At 43.6% G+C, this 19,769-nt stretch carries 18 protein-coding genes; 2 read left to right on the forward strand and 16 right to left on the reverse strand.

What is annotated here, in order from left to right:
• Window positions 1–63 precede the first annotated feature (63 nt).
• Window positions 64–1,446, forward strand: a complete 1,383-nt coding sequence (locus tag LIN78_RS07430) for an NAD(P)H-hydrate dehydratase (protein ID WP_227180076.1) — start codon at window positions 64–66, stop codon at window positions 1,444–1,446.
• 92 nt (window positions 1,447–1,538) lie between these two features.
• Window positions 1,539–1,946: a hypothetical protein gene (locus LIN78_RS07435; protein WP_227180079.1), complete on the forward strand. Its 408-nt coding sequence runs from the start codon at window positions 1,539–1,541 to the stop codon at window positions 1,944–1,946.
• A 90-nt stretch (window positions 1,947–2,036) separates the two neighbouring features.
• On the opposite strand, the gene LIN78_RS07440 is transcribed toward LIN78_RS07435, so the two are convergent.
• From LIN78_RS07440 to LIN78_RS07515, 16 genes are all read right to left on the reverse strand, one after another.
• The gene (locus LIN78_RS07440; protein ID WP_227180081.1) at window positions 2,037–2,978 is read right to left on the reverse strand and encodes a glycosyltransferase family protein; all 942 of its coding nucleotides are present in this window, start codon (window positions 2,976–2,978) and stop codon (window positions 2,037–2,039) included.
• 69 nt (window positions 2,979–3,047) lie between these two features.
• The gene (locus LIN78_RS07445; RefSeq protein WP_227180083.1) at window positions 3,048–4,076 is read right to left on the reverse strand and encodes a glycosyltransferase family 9 protein; all 1,029 of its coding nucleotides are present in this window, start codon (window positions 4,074–4,076) and stop codon (window positions 3,048–3,050) included.
• A gap of 6 nt (window positions 4,077–4,082) precedes the next feature.
• Window positions 4,083–5,204, reverse strand: coding sequence for a glycosyltransferase family 4 protein (locus LIN78_RS07450; protein WP_227180085.1), 1,122 nt, complete (start codon window positions 5,202–5,204; stop codon window positions 4,083–4,085).
• Window positions 5,185–6,405 (reverse strand): O-antigen ligase family protein, encoded by a 1,221-nt coding sequence (locus LIN78_RS07455; protein ID WP_227180087.1) that lies wholly within the window; start codon window positions 6,403–6,405, stop codon window positions 5,185–5,187. Before LIN78_RS07455 ends, LIN78_RS07450 begins: the two co-directional genes overlap by 20 nt.
• Window positions 6,406–6,428: 23 nt before the next feature.
• Window positions 6,429–7,460 (reverse strand): CgeB family protein, encoded by a 1,032-nt coding sequence (locus tag LIN78_RS07460; RefSeq protein WP_227180090.1) that lies wholly within the window; start codon window positions 7,458–7,460, stop codon window positions 6,429–6,431.
• Window positions 7,460–8,575, reverse strand: coding sequence for a glycosyltransferase family 4 protein (locus tag LIN78_RS07465; protein WP_227180092.1), 1,116 nt, complete (start codon window positions 8,573–8,575; stop codon window positions 7,460–7,462). Before LIN78_RS07465 ends, LIN78_RS07460 begins: the two co-directional genes overlap by 1 nt.
• Window positions 8,572–9,576, reverse strand: a complete 1,005-nt coding sequence (locus LIN78_RS07470; RefSeq protein WP_227180094.1) for a glycosyltransferase family 9 protein — start codon at window positions 9,574–9,576, stop codon at window positions 8,572–8,574. The genes LIN78_RS07465 and LIN78_RS07470 overlap by 4 nt, the downstream gene beginning before the upstream one ends.
• Window positions 9,573–11,408, reverse strand: a complete 1,836-nt coding sequence (msbA, locus tag LIN78_RS07475) for a lipid A export permease/ATP-binding protein MsbA (protein WP_227180096.1) — start codon at window positions 11,406–11,408, stop codon at window positions 9,573–9,575. The genes LIN78_RS07470 and msbA overlap by 4 nt, the downstream gene beginning before the upstream one ends.
• A 71-nt stretch (window positions 11,409–11,479) precedes the next feature.
• Window positions 11,480–12,598, reverse strand: coding sequence for a glycosyltransferase family 4 protein (locus LIN78_RS07480; protein WP_227180098.1), 1,119 nt, complete (start codon window positions 12,596–12,598; stop codon window positions 11,480–11,482).
• Window positions 12,595–13,719, reverse strand: a complete 1,125-nt coding sequence (gene rfaQ, locus LIN78_RS07485; protein ID WP_227180100.1) for a putative lipopolysaccharide heptosyltransferase III — start codon at window positions 13,717–13,719, stop codon at window positions 12,595–12,597. The genes LIN78_RS07480 and rfaQ overlap by 4 nt, the downstream gene beginning before the upstream one ends.
• Window positions 13,712–15,442, reverse strand: a complete 1,731-nt coding sequence (gene ptsP / locus LIN78_RS07490) for a phosphoenolpyruvate--protein phosphotransferase (RefSeq protein WP_227180102.1) — start codon at window positions 15,440–15,442, stop codon at window positions 13,712–13,714. The genes rfaQ and ptsP overlap by 8 nt, the downstream gene beginning before the upstream one ends.
• A gap of 47 nt (window positions 15,443–15,489) precedes the next feature.
• Window positions 15,490–15,759, reverse strand: coding sequence for an HPr family phosphocarrier protein (locus LIN78_RS07495; protein ID WP_227180104.1), 270 nt, complete (start codon window positions 15,757–15,759; stop codon window positions 15,490–15,492).
• 50 nt (window positions 15,760–15,809) lie between these two features.
• Entirely contained in the window at window positions 15,810–16,199 is a 390-nt protein-coding gene (locus LIN78_RS07500) for a PTS sugar transporter subunit IIA (protein ID WP_227180106.1), read from the reverse strand.
• A 126-nt stretch (window positions 16,200–16,325) separates the two neighbouring features.
• Entirely contained in the window at window positions 16,326–17,279 is a 954-nt protein-coding gene (gene gshB, locus LIN78_RS07505) for a glutathione synthase (RefSeq protein WP_227180108.1), read from the reverse strand.
• A gap of 3 nt (window positions 17,280–17,282) precedes the next feature.
• Window positions 17,283–18,569 (reverse strand): glutamate--cysteine ligase, encoded by a 1,287-nt coding sequence (gene gshA, locus LIN78_RS07510; protein WP_227180109.1) that lies wholly within the window; start codon window positions 18,567–18,569, stop codon window positions 17,283–17,285.
• 291 nt (window positions 18,570–18,860) lie between these two features.
• On the reverse strand, window positions 18,861–19,742 hold the full coding sequence (locus tag LIN78_RS07515; RefSeq protein WP_227180112.1) for a phosphoribosylaminoimidazolesuccinocarboxamide synthase: 882 nt from the start codon (window positions 19,740–19,742) through the stop codon (window positions 18,861–18,863).
• Between the last annotated feature and the right edge of the window lie 27 nt (window positions 19,743–19,769).

A 19,769-nucleotide genomic window follows, 5' to 3' on the forward strand; every position in this document is an offset into this window, starting at 1 on the left:
CTGGATCAATTAGTTCTAAAACAGTTGATTTTACTTGGATTATTGCCCAACCGAAAGCACAGCATGTCAGAAATCCTGCATCTTCCCCTTTGTTACCTGACAAACGAGCTTCGAGAACATGAAGCAAAGGCGCAGGAAAACCATCCCAGTCCGCCACTAATGGAGCGAGCCGGTAAAGCGGCGGCAGATTGGCTACTTACCAGAATATCCAACACCGATAAAATTCTGATTATTGCTGGCCCTGGCAATAACGGTGGCGACGCACTCGTCATGTCTAGGTTACTCCAGCTGCAAGGGGTTCATTGCACCACCGTCTTACTCGGTAAAATCAACAAACTCCCCATAGATGCCGCAAATGCTTACCAAGCCTATTGTGATGCTGGTTTCTTACTACAAAATGAATTACCAACTATTGAAGAGTGGACATGGGGAATCGATGGCATTTTTGGCATCGGGCTAACCAGACACCCTGAAGGAGCTTTTGCCAAGGCAATTGAATACCTAAACCAATGCAGTGTAAACATACTCGCGCTCGACATGCCAAGCGGCCTAAACGCAGATACAGGCGTGGCCTTCAGCCCTTGCGTCATCGCGCACCACACCCTTACCTACCTCGGCTGGAAGCCGGGTCTATTTACGTATGATGGACGTGACTACGCAGGGGAAGCCTATCTAGATGAACTTGGTGTGCCAGCCGGCACCGCTAGTGGCACACTTATCCACACAGCCCCCGTCCAACCCCCGCCCCGCAAGCACAATAGCCACAAAGGCACCTATGGCACCGTAGGGATATTAGGTGGAGAAGAGGGCATGGAGGGCGCCGTCATCCTTGCCACACGAGCAGCCCTAAAATCTGGCGCGGGCAAAGTGATTGGCAGCTGTTTAGGTTCACTACAAATTGACATGAACTTCCCACAAATCATGCGTAGCAAACCAGAAAAACTCTTATCACAACCACTTTCAGTACTCGGTATTGGCCCCGGGCTTGGCACATCAGCAGAAGCCCAAGAGTTATTAAAAACCTCATTAAGCCTACCCATTCCACTTGTCATTGACGCAGATGCACTCAACCTCATTGCAGCCAATCCCGCGCTAAAAACGCTCTGCCAACAACGAAACGCAGACACTATTATCACCCCGCATCCACTAGAGGCAGCCCGGTTGCTCCATACAAATACCGAATCCATCAACATAAACAGAATAGAATCCGCACTGAAACTAGCGAAAGAATACAACAGCACGGTGGTATTAAAAGGATCTGGCAGCATCATCGCCACGCCAGACGGCCAATGGTTTGTGAATACCAGCGGTCATCCTGGCATGGCAGTAGCAGGCATGGGAGATGTGCTGACAGGGATGATTGCGGGGGTAGTTGCGCAGGGAGTAACAGCAAAAGATGCCACGTCATTGACCGTTTGGGCGCACGGGGAAACAAGCATCTTATAAAAACTACTTGCAGTGAAGATTTCTCATCAACTTAAAGATTTACAGCGGCACAATATTCAAATGGCATGAGCATCATGCTAAAGGACTATTTGATGAAAAAAATCTTATTCACCAGCATCGCTATTACTTCTATTTATGCGTCCTCTAGCGTACTTGCCGAAAATTTGGCATCCGACTTAGTAGGCGAATGGCACTATACAGAAGCGAACTGCACAGACCACTTCACCTTTACTGACAATCATTTTTCAAGCAACAGCAATAAAGAAACCATCGAAGGAAATATTGTCATCCATCCACTTGCAGATAATTCAATCACTCAACTACAAGTAGACCGAGAAGTCACGTTCGACTCCCTCGGCCCAGACTGTGCGGGCACAGATAAGAATGACACCGGCAGAAAAGACACTCGCTACATTAAGTTCAATTCAGACAAAACCAATTACATGGTGTGCATCGATCAACAAGGAAAAAAGTGCTGGGGGCCGATTGAGAAGGGTTAATGAAATTTACATATACGTGACCTATGTAAATCTCTTTAGATCTTTTGGCCTAATTAGCATGTTAGATAATTAAAGATAAAAACTCAAAAACTATTTAAATTTTTGCATTTCTTTCCAATAAGAATAAAAATCTAGCAGCCTTGTGGCTCGATGAACGTATGTATGCGAAGAGTGCGTTTTTTTGTACGCTTTCTCCGCAATCACTCGTGATGCTTCAAAGTTCGAAATGTAATAGCGAATCTTCGTAACACAATCATCTAGATCAGAGAAAGTACAGTATTCATCAGGAGAAAAATCGTCTTTATAATGAACTCTCTCATCTGAGAGCAAAAAACCTCCTGTTGCAGGCACTCCATAGCATCTTTCAGGAAGCCCCCAGCTTTTTGGCTGCCCACGCCAACCACCTTGCCAACGCGTATCACAACCAGCATGAAAATTTAAATTAATTTTTGAAGACTGAATAAAAGAGATTTGCTCTTCCAATGACATTTTTGGAGGATAAAAGGAATAACTAATATCTAGTTTATCAAGTTGAACTGCCAAAGCTTTCAAAAATTCTGCTCTAGGCAGCATTTCTGGAAACCTTTCTCCGTTTGTCTCACCAAAAAAAGTCACATCATACTTGTATGTTGAAGCATCTCTCAATGATGCCAAGTTAGCACCATTTAAATTATATGAAAACGTACATGCAGCATTTGCAAAATACAAAACCTCATTCGAAAAAAGCCCTGCATCTTGCAAGGTATGGGTAGCATAAAGGTCCATACAACGAAAATGTTTTAGAACCCACAACCTCCACGCCTTTTCTCCCATATGCGATGGACCATCTCGATCCCAAACCACCACCGGTCCAAGTCGTTTTTTGCTATATATTTTATACAGTTCAAAAGGTCTTTTTGCTGCATATTTCATGCTGAGTATTGTCATGTCTACGTTTTGTAGATCATTCACATTATGAACTGTTTCATGTCCCAAAGACTCAAACGCCCTCTCTAAAAAGGGGTATTCACAGTTCAAAAATAAGATTTTCAATGGCATGACCTCAACGACTGTTCTAGCTAACTTCAGTTATGTTTTTTTAAATCAATTAAAAGGGGTGCTTCAGCTTAGCATTGCCGTCGTTTTTAGTTGGTGAAACGAAGCAAGCACCTCATCAACCAAAATATCTTTGACCTCTTTCGACTCTTTTTGAAGCACGATGTTAGGAACCATCCATGGCCCCCAAGTTCGAGGATTAGAATCTCCAAAAAAACATATTATAGGTTTCTTTAATGCAGCAGCCACATGCATTGCCCCACCATCACTACAGATCATCAAGTCAGCAAGTGATACTGTTGCAAATAACTCTGTTAAGGACAAAGTAGGTGCTGGCAACACATTAAGATGTTTGGTTGCATTTAAAATGTCTCTAGCTTTGGCATCATCTCCTGGGTGTCCTGCAGACTGCGCATCCCCTGGTGACCACAACAGTAAAATCTTTGCATCTTCAGACTGGCATAGTCGTGAAATAAGTTCAATGAACATTTCCGTAGGCCATCTCTGCGATTTTTTTCGTGACGAAATATGAACAGCGATGGTAAGCCCATTAAAGCCACGCAACGCTTGATAACAAGTAGCCAAGTAATGCTCAACAAGCTTGGCGTCTGGAAAAATCTGAAGATTACAGTGAGTTACATTAACATCTAATGCAGTCGCTATCGGATAAAGAGTCTCAACCGCGTGACAGTTCAAAGGCGTTTCTAAAGTTGTAACATTATTTTTTACAGTAGCCGTATCTGAGAGGCAAATAATTTTATTAGGTGCAATTCTATTTGCTAGCGACAAGGCCCTTCCAGAAGGGTCTGATGTAAGAATTAAAGCGTAATCGTACGACTTTTTACGCAAGAGGAAAATTGTCCTCAGCCGATTCCAATATACGCAAAAAAGGGACTCACCTTTAGATCGATGCTTACCTTTTGTATATATATATATATAGTTAAGATTAGGGTTATTTTGCAAAACCTCGTGATTATAACTATTAACTAAGGCATCAATAATTGCTTCTGGGTACCTAATCCGCAAGATTTCAATAAATGGCGTTGCACATATTAGATCACCAATATTATTTCTATGTATTAATAATATTTTCAAAATAAATCAACCTTCAATTGGCGCTACTGAACGTAACATTTTATCTATACGCTCCACATACCGATCAAATGTAAATTTATCATCTAAACAAACATTCCAGTGCTTGTATTCCTTACGAAGCACTTCGTTTAATGCTCGTTCAAAGTCAGCGCCGTTGTCCTGTCGAGGATCAGTGTATAGCCAACCATTTACACGGTTTTTAACTGTCTCAACAAAAGGAGGTGCATTCACCGCTAGCACTGGCACTTTGCAAGCTTGCGCTTCCAGTACATTGAGGCCAAATGCTTCTTTCTCTGGCAAACCCACTAACAATACATCAATAACACTATATACTTGGGCGACATTGCGTTGTTCCCCCCAGAAACGGACTTGAGAACGAATCGGGCTTAGCACCTTCTTTAGATCTCTAACAGATGCATACCCCCCGGCACCAAAAATATCTAGTGTTACATGGGGGTATTTTTGCAAAACAGGGACTATGCTTTTAAATAAAATAGGGAATTGTTTAATTGGTGTAATTCTTGAAACCACACCCAAAGAAATTCCTTTTATTACCTTCGTATAAGGTACTTCGGATTGAAAAAAACGCCAGAATGGTTCTAAATAAGAAAACAGTACATCTCGCCCCTTTCTTCTATCCCAATCAAAATAAGAATTTTGAATGAAAGCAGAGGTATCAGATCTATCAAGACGGTCTAAATCAGCAATCCCATATAAAGGCTCATCATATACATTCGCAACACCAGCGTTCTTTAAGCCATCAACCACATATTGGGACACTCCAAAAACTTGGTCATAGCCATCATAGACTCTTGGATTTCTGCCATACATGGGCATGTGAGCAATCGCCCAACATGAAAACTTACTTACGAGTAAACGCTTTAATTCATCATTCATAGGCCCATGGCTAATAAAAATGGTCTCGTCAACGTTGTACAACTCAGGATTAAAATCCGAGATAGACACCACTGAAGTACCCCCCATGTCTAGCAACTCCCAACATGCCGCATCGTCCCCTTTCAGCAGGGTAGATTTAATACCTAGTTGCGTCAGCGTTTTACATAGAAAATGAGCATAAACCTCACCGCCGCCTAAGTTTCGCTGAAGATTAATTTGCACAATGTGCATTATTATCACCCGCAGAGTTAACTAAATTTAAAATTGCCAACCAATATCCAAATAAGCCAAAAACTATAAACATAGTATTTCGGGAAAAAAAATCATCCGTAAAATTTTTCAACACAGCACCCCCGACAATCATAAGGACCGCATAGGAAAGTAAGCGGTGCTTATCGCTAATATCTTTTTGCAAGTAAAATTTTCGACAGAGTGCATAAATAAACATGCAAAACGCCAACAAACCAAGCCATCCACTTTGAAGCCATGTATTTATGAAAATATTATGCGCATGAGCCTTCATTAAGGAAAACCAAGATGTAGGCATTTGATCTATATATAACCGGCTTGGTAATGACTTACCATATCCCACCCCCAGCCACTGATGCTCTTGACCTTTCTCCAACCAAAACTTCCACATGCCAAAGCGTTCATTCTGTGTAAAAGTCTTAATAATTTCAACATTGCCTGAAACCTCTGGCGCCAATGCATTAACCGGTTTCGATTTTATTTGAATTAACAATCCAGCAATCAAAGCAAACAGCACAATTCCGCCAATAGAAAGAATTTTTTTATTCAACCCAAAGCGAATTTTCTTGTAAAAAAAACCAGCAAAAAAAACAAAATAAAAAAGCAAACAAATCCACGCCATTCTATTTGGAACCAGAACTAGTAAACACAAATTAAAAAAAATAGCGCCGACACAATACCACGGCTTATTTTTTAGGAACCAAATTATAAAAGGAGTGACAATTACGAGATATGTAGAATATTGACCAACTCCATGTTGCCAATAAAACCAATCCACCGAGCGCCCAGAGAAAAACCAAAGCAATCCGAGCACGGCATTTGTCAACCAACCAAAAAAAATACTTTTTGCAATTAATACGGGCCTTTCTAGAGACACCTGATATATACACACAAAGCCAATTAACGAATAAAAGAAATCAGATTTATATTCAGATAGGGAATATCTTATATCAACTGAATAAAATACTGAAAGAAATACGGCGCCTACCCAAAAAAGGAAAATATAGAGCAAACCATTTTTTCTAAATGTTTTTCCCAGAAGAGGAAGGGCAAGCACAAAACATAAGAACAAAGCAAACATTTTCAATGCCATCACATGATTGAATGGCATTAAAAATGCAATCAAACACCCCAAAAAAACTCGTATCTTGTTTATTGACTGCAAGTTATCAATCTTTAACATAGATTAGCACCTAAGGCCAAACATCAAATTTTCCCCATAATTGAAGCCATCCGGTCTTTATAGGATGGCATCCTCTGAGTTGCAAAATATCCATTTAATGCGATTAATTCCCTAGCTTGTGAATTAGCTAAATAATATTTGGTTTTATCCGCAAGCTCCTCTGAACTAGAGAACACCTCAATTTCTTTTCCCACCTTAAACATATCCCGTACTTCAGGCGAGTCATCTGTAATCAGAAAAGTGCCTGTAGCAGGCACATCATACAAACGAAGGTTTTGCCCAGTGAGTTTTGCAGGGTCCCAGCTAGTAATATTTATTACAATTTTCGTCTGGTGATATAAATTGACTAGATCTTTACCCCAAATACCCCTTTGTTGCCAAGCACGTTTGTACAGTGGATGGAACATACGTTTCTGCTTCCGCCATCCCGGACCATATATCTCAAGAGGCAAATCACCCCACCCCTCTAGATATAACTCTCTTCTACTACTATAGCCACCAACAAGAACAACATCATGAGTGAGGCAAATCTCTTCACGAGATGCCGCCCGTGGATATAAATGTCTATCTATGGCTAAAGCAGGCAAATACTCAATACCAGAATCAACATCGTATCCAAATTGATGGATACAATAATAATGATCGTAGCTGGCTGCATCATTTAGCATTTCCATGCCTGATCGTGGATCCTTGACCCACCATCCAACCAATTTAACTTTGTATGTATTTTTTATGTATTGAAGAAAATCAGAAGAGTACCCATTACCCCTGATAATAATAATCACATCTGGATTTTCTCTTTTTATAGCGGACTCTAACTGAGACTCGCGATATCTAGCATTTGAAATACGGCGCTCGTCACTTAACGAGTACTTTTTATTGGAAATTGCTTTTATAATTTTATTGATGTATTTAACACAATATAATTCAAGTGGATGTTCTGCCTGACTATCAAAAACAAATGCAGCATGCCCTAACTCCTGCAATCCTCTTGCACACGAGTGACCTAATGGTATTGAGTCCTCTCTGGCAAAATAACTGATCAATACTTTCATTAGCTTTGCTTCTCCAAGCTTACTCGTAGAAAGATCTGCTCCATCTGCTCAATCATTTTATCTTTGGTGTAGAAGGCCACTGCATGCTCATATGCATGTGTTGCAAATATTGTCGCCTCATCAGGACTAGTTAGTAATCGAGAGATGGCTAGCCCTAACTGGGAACTATTCTTTGGCTCGACTACTAATCCAGTTTTTTCATTCTGAATAATTTCGGGAATACTTCCTACGTCTGTAGTCACTATCGGCGTTTTGCACAACATGCCTTGCATAAGGGTTTGGGGAACCCCTTCATTCGCATAAGAAGGAAGAACCAGCATATCAATCGCATTTAACCAGTCGGCAACATTTTTCTGCTGCCCTATAAATTGAACACGATGCACTAGTTTGTTTTCTTGAACCGACTTTTCAATATTGACTTTATTTGGGCCATCACCAACGATCAACAAGACCACATCTTCAGGCAGATTCTTTAATGCTTCAATCAGATAAATATGACCCTTCCATGTCCGTAAGGTGGCCACAATGCCTAAATATCGAGCAGATGTAGATAGCCCTAGCGCTGAGCGAGTCGCCTCTTTATTCTTCGGATAAAAAATAGCAGGATCAATTCCTGTTGCCACAGACGTGATTCTGTCGGGCTGATAGCCATTATCCTGTACAAGGGTATCTCTTAGTTTAACACCAGTTGTCACAATCCAATCTGTCGCGCGTTGGTACAGCCAACGCGTCGTCCACTTATTGTTAATCGGCGCAGAAATATGACGAGTCCGAACAATTGCAGGTGCACGGAGAAGAAACAAAGAGGAAAGTGCAACTAACCAACTATCTGTTGAACTATGGGTATTCACCACATCTGGTTGGTTTTTTTTCAACCAAGAATACATCGCAAGCAAGCCTGGCAGACGCTTCTTTCCAATAGGTAATCCAACTACAGGAATACCTCTAGCCAAAGACTCTCTGTGCAGAGGGGAGTGTTCAACACAGACAACTGTAACATTATGTCCTTTTGCTAACATCCCATCGGTTTCACTTAAGATACGAATTTCCTGCCCACCCCAACCGCATGATGCTTCGGTATGTACAATTTTTAATTTTTTAGTTGAATTCATCATTTACTCAGTAATCTAGTAGCAGGCTCGTACACAGACGCCACTTGAATGTCGCTCATTTCACATTCGGGCTTGACTCTGCCGGAGCCTAACGCGGGATGATCGATTAGAATGGCCGAGGCATGCTCCAGCGGCCCATATACAGAAGAAGGGTGCATCGGATGATACAACGCCACCATTGGGATCCTTAATGCACCAGCTAAATGAGTGGGTCCAGTATCCACACCAACATAGAGAGACAAGCAGGAAACCAACGCTGCATTTGAACGTAAGTCAAACTCTCCAGTCGCATCAACTACCAAATCAGGGAATTGTGCGTGTAGCATTTTGGCTTTAGGAGTAGAGAGTTTATCCCCCAAAATAATAAAACGCCGCTGAATATCATCAGAAGAAAGCCAATCTATTAATTCAGCAAAGCGGTGAACAGGCCAATCTCTATATGACTTTGTGGGAAAGCTAGACACCTGCAGTCCAATTAAGGTTTTACCGCTCAATCCGTGCCGATCAATCCATTCTTTGGCTCTAATCTGCTCATCTGAAGAAACTAGATAAGATAGCCTTTTATCTTTAGTAGAAATACCAATTGCGCTAGGTAACAACAAAGCCTGTTCTACCGCATGCATCATTTTTTCTTTAGGGCGGGCAACGACATCTAGATATCGGTGATACTCTAGTTTAGCTTGAGACTCTCCCACCGTGTATTTAGCGGCTTTGCGAGCAAAGCGCAATAAAGGCAGGTCTCGGCCATACACAATAGCAACATCAAATTGATTTTTTCGCACAAGCCAGCGTTTAAATACAGATCGGGAAGGGGTTATTGCACCAATTTCATCAATAAACGGCAAATGCTTGAGAACACTCACCCGTTTTGGATGACCAAGTACGGTTAGTTTCCCGTTAGGAATTTGAGCTTTGATTGATTGTAGTGCAGGAGTAGCCAATAATGTGTCACCAATTCTTGAAACATTAATGACGAGTACGTTTGCATTTGGAGCCAACTTCATTGCCCTAAATCCTTTTCCTGCTCTTTAAATTGAGATTGCCAAAGTCGGAAATAATCACCCTGCTTCGAAATTAAATCCGAATGAGTTCCCGTTTCTACAATCTGCCCATCCTTCATCACACAAATTTGATCTGCTCGTTCAATTGTGCTCAATCGATGAGCAATCACCATTGTCGTGCGATTACGCATCAATCTTTCCAAAGCCTCTTGGACAAGTCTTTCTGATTCGTTATCAAGCGCGGAGGTTGCTTCATCCAATATTAATAGTGGCGCATCTTTCAAAATGGCCCTTGCGATAGCAATACGTTGACGTTGCCCACCTGATAAGCGGGCACCACGCTCCCCGATCATCGAATCAAATCCACCAGGCAACTGCTCAATAAAGCTCAAGGCATTTGCACTTTCAGCCGCAGACTTTAACTCTGCCAAAGTTACCACCCGGTTTAATCCATAAGTAATATTGTTAGCAATTGTGTCATTGAATAACATAATATCTTGTGACACAAAGGCAATTTGCTGCCTTAAGTCTGAAAGCTGAATCTCATTGAGATCTAGTCCATTTATCAAAATCGTTCCACTATCTACAGCGTAAAAACGCGTTAGTAGTTGTACGAGAGTCGACTTCCCACTACCCGAACTACCGACAAATGCAACCGTTTTGCCTGCATCAATCTGAACACTTAGCGATTTAATAGCGGGGACATCAGCGCGAGCATATTGAAACGTCACTTGATCAAACGTGACATTCAGCGGGTTGCTAGCCAAACATTTCTGCCCCACGTCGCTCTCAGGCACCTCATCTATTAGTCCAAACACACTTTCTGCCGCCGCCAACCCTTTTTGCAGCGACTCATTGACGCGTGTTAGACGCTGCACTGGCTGAGATAACATTAGCATAGCGGTTAAGAAAGACATAAAGTCCCCCGCACTCATCGCGCCAGCGGCAGAACGTAAACTCGCATAGTAGATAACAACTGCAAGCGCGACAGCGATCAACAATTGCACGATTGCTGAATTTGCAGAACTTGCAGATGTTTGTTTTACTGCTAATTGACGAACCTTATTTGCTGAAAGCGAAAAATGAGAAGACTCATTTACTTGCCCATTGTTGATTTTGACCAATTTGATATTTTGAATGCTTTCCTGCAACTGTTGAGTCAGCAGACGCATTGCCTCTTGCTGAAAGCGATTTAACCCTCTCAAACGCTTTCCTGCCGCACGTATACTAAACCCAGTTAAAGGAAGTGCAGCAAGCGTGATTAGCGTCAAGCGCCAATCGATATATAACATCAATGCTAATTGTCCAATGACAGTCACTGAGTCCTTTAGCACGATCGTCAAAACACTAAGACCGGCCCCAGTAACACTACTAACATCGCTAGTTATGCGTGACATCACATGACCAGAAGGATGCTCATCAAAATATGAAATCGGCAAACGCAGTACCCGATTAAACATCTCAACTCGTAGATCCGTCACCAATCTATTTGAGAGCCATGTTGCTGTGTAGTCAGAAATAAATGTTGAAATACCGCGCAACAAAAAAATTGCAATCAGTAGTAACGGAATCACAATTGGGCTAAGTGTTTGGAGATGACCGACTTTTACGTCCCCGAAAAGCGCCCCAAGCTTGCTTAATATACCGGGAAGCTGCTGAGAACCTGCTCCAAAGTTAATATTGATGAGAGGGCCAAGCAACCATGCAAATAGTGGTTCTGTAATCGCAGCTATCTGAGTAGCTAAAAAAGCGATGATAACGACCTTCCAGTAAGGTTTTATACACCCTAACAATCTCAGGTACAGTCTAATACTGGAGGTTTGTTTGACAGACATTTCTCTGATTTTCAACACTTAATTGTGTATTTTATAACAATCTGTAGATATAAAGATGAAAAACAATCAGATTAGGGAAGTAGGCGCTGATATACAGCCTGAAGGCTTTCGAGCATATGCTCAATTCGATATTCGCATGCAACTATGCGGGCATTATCACCCATTTCTGACAATACCGATAAATCGCAATCTCTTAATTGTGCAGCCGCTGCATGATGGTCTAAAGCATCAATCACCCAGCCAGTTTCTCCATCTCGCACCATATCAGCAGCACCTGCAGTAAAACTAGTTAAAATCGGAAGACCACATGCCATCGCCTCCATATTTACGTTTCCAAATGGCTCATATACAGCAGGCATGGTAAAAACATCTGCTGCACCATAATATGGGCGAACATCCTCAAACACACCACAAAAACGAACGCGATCTGAAACACCTAAATTTTTAGCCATCTGCTGATAGAATTTAACTCGCTTATCTCGCCCCACAACCCATAGGTAATGACTCTCATCTAAAAGAGTCAAGGCGCGGATCATCGTATCCAAGCCTTTTCGTTGAAAGCCAGAGCCAACAAAAAGCAAAACTTTTGCCTCGTCAGGTGTTTTAAGTTGCTCTCGAATCGATTCACGATGCAAACGGGCACGAGGATGAAAATGCTCAACATCCACCCCCAAATAAACAATTGGTAGTTGCGATTTTGGCAAACCAAAATGGAAATGCACTTCCTCCTGGACCAACTTAGAAATACAAATGACAGCTTTCAAGTTTGGATGGAGAAACATTTTTCGCTCTGCGCGACACACATAACGATGATAAGGACTGAATAAGTGACTCCAGCGTGACCAAAATGACTTTCCTCTTGAGCGATGCATCAACCAAGCGCGATGAACACCATCGCCAGCTCGATACAACTGGACGCCAGGAATTCTCTCATGTGACTGCACTAAGTCAAAATGGCTGGAAGCCAAAAACTTTCGAACATTAACCGCAAAGCCTAAGTCCCGCCAAGTACTCCCCAAATAAAAAGGATCTACCTGAATCGTCTGAAAATTGGCTGGTTCATTTTTCCAACGCCTTGCAATCAGCGTTACGTCTGCCCCGGCGCCAGATAAAAGTTGCAACGCTCGACTAACAAACCGCTCAGCACCACCAGCAGAGTTATAGCGTTGCCGAATCAGGGCAATTTTCATTCAATAACACTCACTGATAAAAGTGCATTTACTGCCGAGTATGCCTCATCCACAGTAATCATCGTTAAGCACTCCGATAACTTACCACCACCGCAACCATCCCAACCGCACGGACGGCAGGCCATAGTTTGCTTGAGGATGCGATGCGAGACTTGCCATGGCGCCCACTCGACATCGCCTGATGGGCCAAAAAAGGTGACCACAGGAGTTTGCATGGCAGCTGCAATATGCATTGGCGCGGAGTCGACACCAATAAAGAGTCGTGCAAAGCTAGTTAATGCAGCGAGTTCTGGCAAAGAAAGTTGCCCGGTTAAATTAACAACCGGTTTACTTAATCGAGCAATAATGGCTTGATTCATTTCCTGCTCAATACCTGATGGCGCGCCGGTCATCACAATCGCCCATCCATCAGCTTGCAAACGCGAGATTAACTCCGCCATTTTTTCAACAGGCCAGCACTTAAAGAACCAACGCGACGGAGGGTGAATGTGGAGAAAACGTTTTGAGACAAGATGATGCTCAGCCAAGATAGCTTGTACTTTTGCAATGGTTTGCTCACCTGGCTTTAACACGAGTCGGCGATCTGCATCTGGTTGCAAGCCCAACCGGCGAAGTGCATCTAAGTGATACTCCACCGTATGACGTGTATTGCCTTGCCGAGGGATAGAAAAGATATGCGTAAACGACTTTGCCCAACCACGCTTATTAGTCTTTGGGGCGACACTATAATCAACACTAAGGCGCTTGGCCAATGTCGCACCACGACGTCCATCTGTTAGGTGCACCAGCAAATCGTACTGTCTAGCTTTCAAGGTCTTGAGTAGCTTCCACTCATTTTTTAACTGCGCTAGCCAGCCACCTTTTTTCCAATTTCTACCGACGCAATGTATCTGCGCGATATCTGGATGGTTTTGGAGCATTGCCGCTGTATCGTCATACACCAAGGCATCGACTTCAACATGAGGAAATTGCCGTTTAATTGCCGCAGGAACGGGGCTACTCAGCAAGACATCGCCATGATGACGAAGCTTTATCATGAGTACGCGCTGAACTTTAGAAAAATCAATCGCATCCGCAGGTCGAATGCGGAAGTCAGGCACTACCGTTTTCAGATCAGACATTCAGTGCATCCAATAAAGGTGCAACTAGGTCTTCATCATCTTGCGTGATGATTTCTGATACTTTTTCACCAAGCAATGCTGTGTCTGTTGTTCGAACGACTTGCTTCACGGCCAATAAGCTAGCGGGATGCATAGAGAATTTACGCAAGCCCATGCCCAGTAGTAATCGGGTAAAGCGTGGATCGCCGGCCATTTCGCCACACACAGACACTTCTTTGCCCAAGCGATTGGCGGTACCAATCACATGAGAAAGTAAATGCAAGACGGCTGGATGCGCCGGATTATAAAGATGCGCGACTTGATCGTCACCACGGTCTACGCCCAAGGTGTACTGCACGAGGTCATTCGTGCCGATAGAGACAAACGACAAGTCTTTTAAAAAGCCCGCAACATTAATGGCCGCAGCAGGGATTTCGACCATCCCGCCGATTTTAATATTTTCGTTAAAAGGTAAACCTTCTTCACGCAATGTTTGTTTAGCCAGTTCAACATGTTGAACGCACTGCCGAATCTGTCGAGATTCGGACAATAATGGAAACATAATTTGAATATTCCCAAACGCAGAAGCACGTAAAAGCGCACGTAATTGCGTCTGGAAAATATGTGGTTGCGCCAAAGTTAATCGAACACCACACAAACCCAAAGCAGGGTTAATGCCTGAACCACGCTCAAACCATCTTGGAATTTTGTCGGTACCAATGTCCAGGGTACGAATAGTGACTGATTCACCATTTAACGCGCTGGCAACTGCCTTATACGCTTCAAATTGTTCATCTTCTGAAGGCAAATCATCTCTAGACAAAAAGAGGAATTCACTACGAAATAGTCCAACAGATTTCGCACCGTTTTCAAACACCTCATCCACATCTTGAGGCAGTTCGATGTTGCCCATTAATTCGACTTGCTGGCTATCAAGGGTGACAGCGGCTTCTGTTCGAATTTTGGTTAAGGAGATCTTATTTTGATTCCACGCTGCAGCAAGGTGGCGATAATATGCGAGTTCCTCTTCATCTGGCTCTGCAATTACAATACCTTGCGTACCATCGACAATCACTAACTCCCCTTCTTTGAGGAGCTCTCTCGCATTGTGCATTGCGACGACAGATGGAATACCTAGACTACGAGCCAAAATGGCTGTGTGAGATGTTGCACCGCCAGCATCTGTGACAAAAGCGGCAAATTCGATGTCCTTATACTGCACCATATCGGCAGGGCTAAGGTCATGCGCGACGAGAATAGTTTCTTCATCGGTGGCGAGTTGTGCATGGGTGTGGCAAGCCACATGCCCCGCTAATACTTTAAGAATTCGATCGGCAACTTGAATCACATCTGCACGACGCTCGCGCAGATAGTCTTCTTCAATTTCATCAAACTGAGCAAGTAACACTTCAAGCTGCTGTTTTAACGCCCATTCAGCATTACAACGCTGCTCTTCAATCAAGCCCCGTGGATCACGCGACAACGCAGGGTCGTTTAGCAACATAATATGCAAACTAAGGAACGATCCTAATTCTGCAGGTGCATTATCGGGGATAGAGCCCCACAACATTTCTAGTTGCTTACGCGTTTCTTTGATTGCCGCATCAAAGCGCTGAACTTCAGCAGGAATATCCGCGTCTGGCAGAACAAGATGAACAACGTCCACTGTTGTCTCGGACACCAGATGAACGTGACCAATCGCAATACCACCCGCGCCTGCAACGCCTCGCAAGGTAATGCTCATGATTGTGTCTCCTCTTTATTCAACCAAACCATTCCTATCAAACCAGTTTACTCACCTTCGCCAAAGCGATCCGCAATTAGCTGAACTAGCGCAGCACCCGCCGCCTCCTCGTCCTCACCAATGGTCTCTACTTTTACTTTACTACCTTTACCTGCTGCAAGCATCATGACGCCCATAATACTTTTGGCATTCACACGCTTGGTATTTTTAGTTAGCCATACTTCACATTTAAAAGAAGTTGCCAATTGAGTTAGCTTACTACTTGCTCTTGCGTGTAAGCCTAACTTATTAATAATTTCTACTTCTTGCTCAAACATGGCAATCCTTTATTTTCCACAATCAGACAATGCCTAATAATGCGACAACTTTAATCTGCTTTGATCGCGATAATGCCATCATGTGCACCTGATATCGCTTTATCGATTAACTCAGGCATCGGCAAATGGCGGTATGACACAGACCGAATAAGCATAGGTAAGTTCACACCAGAAATACAGTGCACATTATTTATTTGCGTCAATTGTTTAGCAATATTTGCTGGGGTGGCGCCGAATAGATCAGTTAACACTAAAACACCGGCATCTGCATTGAGGCTAGTCAGTATTTCCTTTGCTTCCTCAATCTTTTGATCCGGGTCATCCGCCTTTTCAATCCCCAACACTGCTAGCGCAGGAATATCAGGGCCAAACACATGCTCAGCGCACTGCTTTAGACTGTTACCCAAGCCATAATGCGTAATAAGCAAAATACCAATCATTCCAACAGCCCTTTTATCTCTCTTTGCTAACGACAATCACACGATGCGTGATTGAATAAACTGCGCAAAGATACCCTGTATTCCAGTCAGGCGCTAGCATTGGCAGTGTTGCACTGCAATAGCACGCTAGCTAACAGCGGCAACCAGCGCATCTATAAATAGTTCGGCAGGACGGCAATCTGTTTGATTGGCGATTTCTACCATACAAGTAGGGCTCGTTACATTCACTTCGGTTAAATAATCGCCAATGACATCTAACCCTACTAGCAACAACCCCTCTGCCTTGACGAGAGGACCAACTGCACGAGCAATTTCCTCGTCTCTTGCAGACAAGGGCTGAGCTACACCTCGCCCACCTGCAGCCAAGTTCCCACGCGTTTCACCCACTTGCGGAATTCTGGCAAGTGCATACGGCATTGGCTCGCCATTAATTAGCAAGATACGCTTATCCCCTTTTACAATCTCAGGGATATAGCGTTGTGCCATGATGGTTACCGCACCATTTAACGTCATTGACTCTAAAATTACGCTCAGATTAGGGTCCGAGGGCGTGACACGGAAAATCCCCATACCACCCATGCCATCTAGCGGTTTTAAAATCACATCGTGGTGTTTTGCGACAAACTCGCGAATCTTGTCAGACGATTTCGTTACTAGCGTTGGTGAGATAAACGCATTAAAACGAAGGATAGACAGTTTCTCATTAAAGTTGCGGAGTGACTTTGGCGAATTAAACACCTTTGCGCCAGATCGCTCGGCCACCTCTAATAGATGCGTTGCGTACAGATACTCACCATCAAATGGCGGATCTTTACGCATTATCACGGCATCAACATCTTTAAGGTTAATCTCTTGCGCTTCTCCAGCCTGATACCAATCATGATTATCGTCAGACAACGTCAGCGGTACCGCTTCTGCGAATACCTGCACATCGGACGCATCACCTTCAACGCGAAGCGATTCTGGCATAATGGCAAAGCAATGATGGCCTTTGACTTGCGCCGCACGCATCATGGCAATGCTGCTATCTTTGTACGCTTTTAGTAGCGGTAACGGGTCTAAGATAAACGCAAAACGCATGCTTTAATCTCCAAACTCTTCGTTCATCGCCTCTAGTTCACGTGAGGCGGCCAACAAGGCTAAGCGCGCTACCACGCCATACGCGTAGAAGCGGTTTGGCGCGATATCTGGGTTGCCATCACAATCTGGCGAGTTACATGGATTTTCAAACGCGAGGGGTACAAAGTGCATACCAGGCGCATTTAAGTTTTCATCCACGCCACGTCCAGTATGTACACGGTAGAAGCCACCCACGACAAAGTGATCCATCATATACACCACTGGCTCGGCCACGGCTTCGTTCACCGTTTCAAAGGTATGAACACCTTCTTGGATAATCACATCGTTTACTTCTAGGCCCTCTTTGACCACCGACATCTTGTTGCGTTGTTTACGATTTAATCCGGTCACTTCACTCGGATCTTTTACCGTCATCACACCCATGCCGTAAGTGCCTGCATCTGCTTTTACCACCACATAAGGGTCATGTGTGATGCCGTATTCTTGGTACTTCGCTTTAATACGGTTAAGTAGCTCTGACACCGTATCCGCAAGCACATCTTCCCCTTGTCTTGCTTGGAAATCTAACTCGCCGACATGCGCAAAGTACGGATTAATCAACCATGGGTCGATACCGATTAATTCAGCAAACTCGTTACAAACGTCGTTATAGGCAGAAAAGTGCTTGGTTTTACGGCGTGTAGACCACCCAGCAAATGGCGGTGGCAATAGGTTTTGTTCAATATTCTTTAGAATATCTGGAATACCACCAGATAAGTCATTATTTAGTAGGACCACGCAAGGGCTGAAGTCTTCCCCCACCACTAAACGATTACCACGGCGCGAAATTGGTTCGAGCACCAGTTGTTTACCATTTGGCAGGTCAATTGGCGTTGGTTCAGTAATTTCTGGCAACAAAGACCCAACACGAACATTTAACCCTGCTTGGCGCAAAATGCCATGAATAGCAGCAACGTTCTGCAAATAGAACGTATTACGGGTATGGTTTTCAGGAATTAACAACACACCACGGGCTTCAGGACAGGCTTTTTCTACCGCAACGGTTGCAGCCTGAATGGCCAATGGCAAAAAGTCTTGGCTGAGGTTATTAAAGCCACCTGGGAATAGGTTGGTATCGACCGGTGCCAGCTTAAATCCTGCATTCCTCAAATCTACCGACGCATAAAAAGGGGCGGCATGCTCCGTCCACTGACTACGAAACCAATGCTCAATTTTCGGCTGAGCCTTCAAAATACGGGTCTCTAGTTCTTTTAAAGGGCCTGTAAGGGCGGTGGTAAGATGAGGAACCATGAACTACTCCGGTAAGCCCGGTGAATCGGGTCAAGTTATTCGGTGAAGCTTTACATATCCAGACTAAATGGGGCTGATTTGCCCATATTCAAGTAGATGGTAAATGAAAGCAATAGCAATCTATTAGATTGCCAGAGACGCATGACAATTCGTATTACTAGTCAGACAAGCAATCTACCAATTACGACCTAAGTTTGACGACATTCAAACTCAAGTTGCTGGATACAAAAAACAAAACGGCACTAAAGTTCATTTAGCGCCGTTTTCGTTTATTGCAGTAGAAACTAGAGATTAGGCCATTAGTTTCTCTAGCGCTTCGCGATATTTTGCAGCCGTTTTTTCCGCCACTTCGGCTGGCAATGACGGTGCAGGAGGGGTTTTATCCCAGCCAGTTGACTCTAACCAATCACGAACAAACTGCTTATCAAAGCTTGGAGGGTTAGTTCCTGGCACATATTGGTCAGCAGGCCAGAAACGGCTTGAGTCTGGCGTTAGCGCCTCATCCATCAAGTGAAGTACGCCGTTATCATCTACGCCAAATTCAAACTTGGTATCTGCGATAATGATGCCACGTGTGGCCGCATATTCTGCTGCAGTTTTGTATAGTTTAATTGCAGCGGCGCTTACCTTTGCTGCCATCTCTGCACCCAGAATTTCTTCGCATTGTGCATAAGTGATATTTTCATCATGATCACCTACGGCCGCTTTGGTACTTGGGGTAAAAATTGGCTCCGGCAATTGATCTGCCTCTTTTAAACCGGCAGGTAAATTAATGCCGCAAATCGTGCCTGATTTTTGATATTCTTTCCAACCAGAGCCTGCCACATAACCACGAACAATCGCTTCAACCGGCAAGCCTTTTAGCTTTTTGCTTACCACTGCGCGGCCAGCCACTTGCGCGCGATCTTCTTCTGACGTCACCACATCTTCAGGCAAATCGCCAGTTAGGTGGTTTGGCATCACGTCTTTTAGTTTATCAAACCAGAAATTAGAGATAGCAGTCAGAATCTTCCCTTTTTCAGGGATTGGCTCAGCCAAAATGACATCAAATGCAGACAAGCGGTCTGTTGCAATCATCAATAGACGGCCACCTTCCACTTCATAAAGGTCACGCACTTTACCCGAATAAATCTTTTTCAGACTAGTTAGATTTGAGGTCAGCAAACTGTTCATTCTTACTCTCTTTTCAGGAAAACCTGA

The organism is Leeia speluncae (genome assembly GCF_020564625.1).
In the GTDB taxonomy this organism is placed as follows: Bacteria; Pseudomonadota; Gammaproteobacteria; order Burkholderiales; family Leeiaceae; genus Leeia; species Leeia speluncae.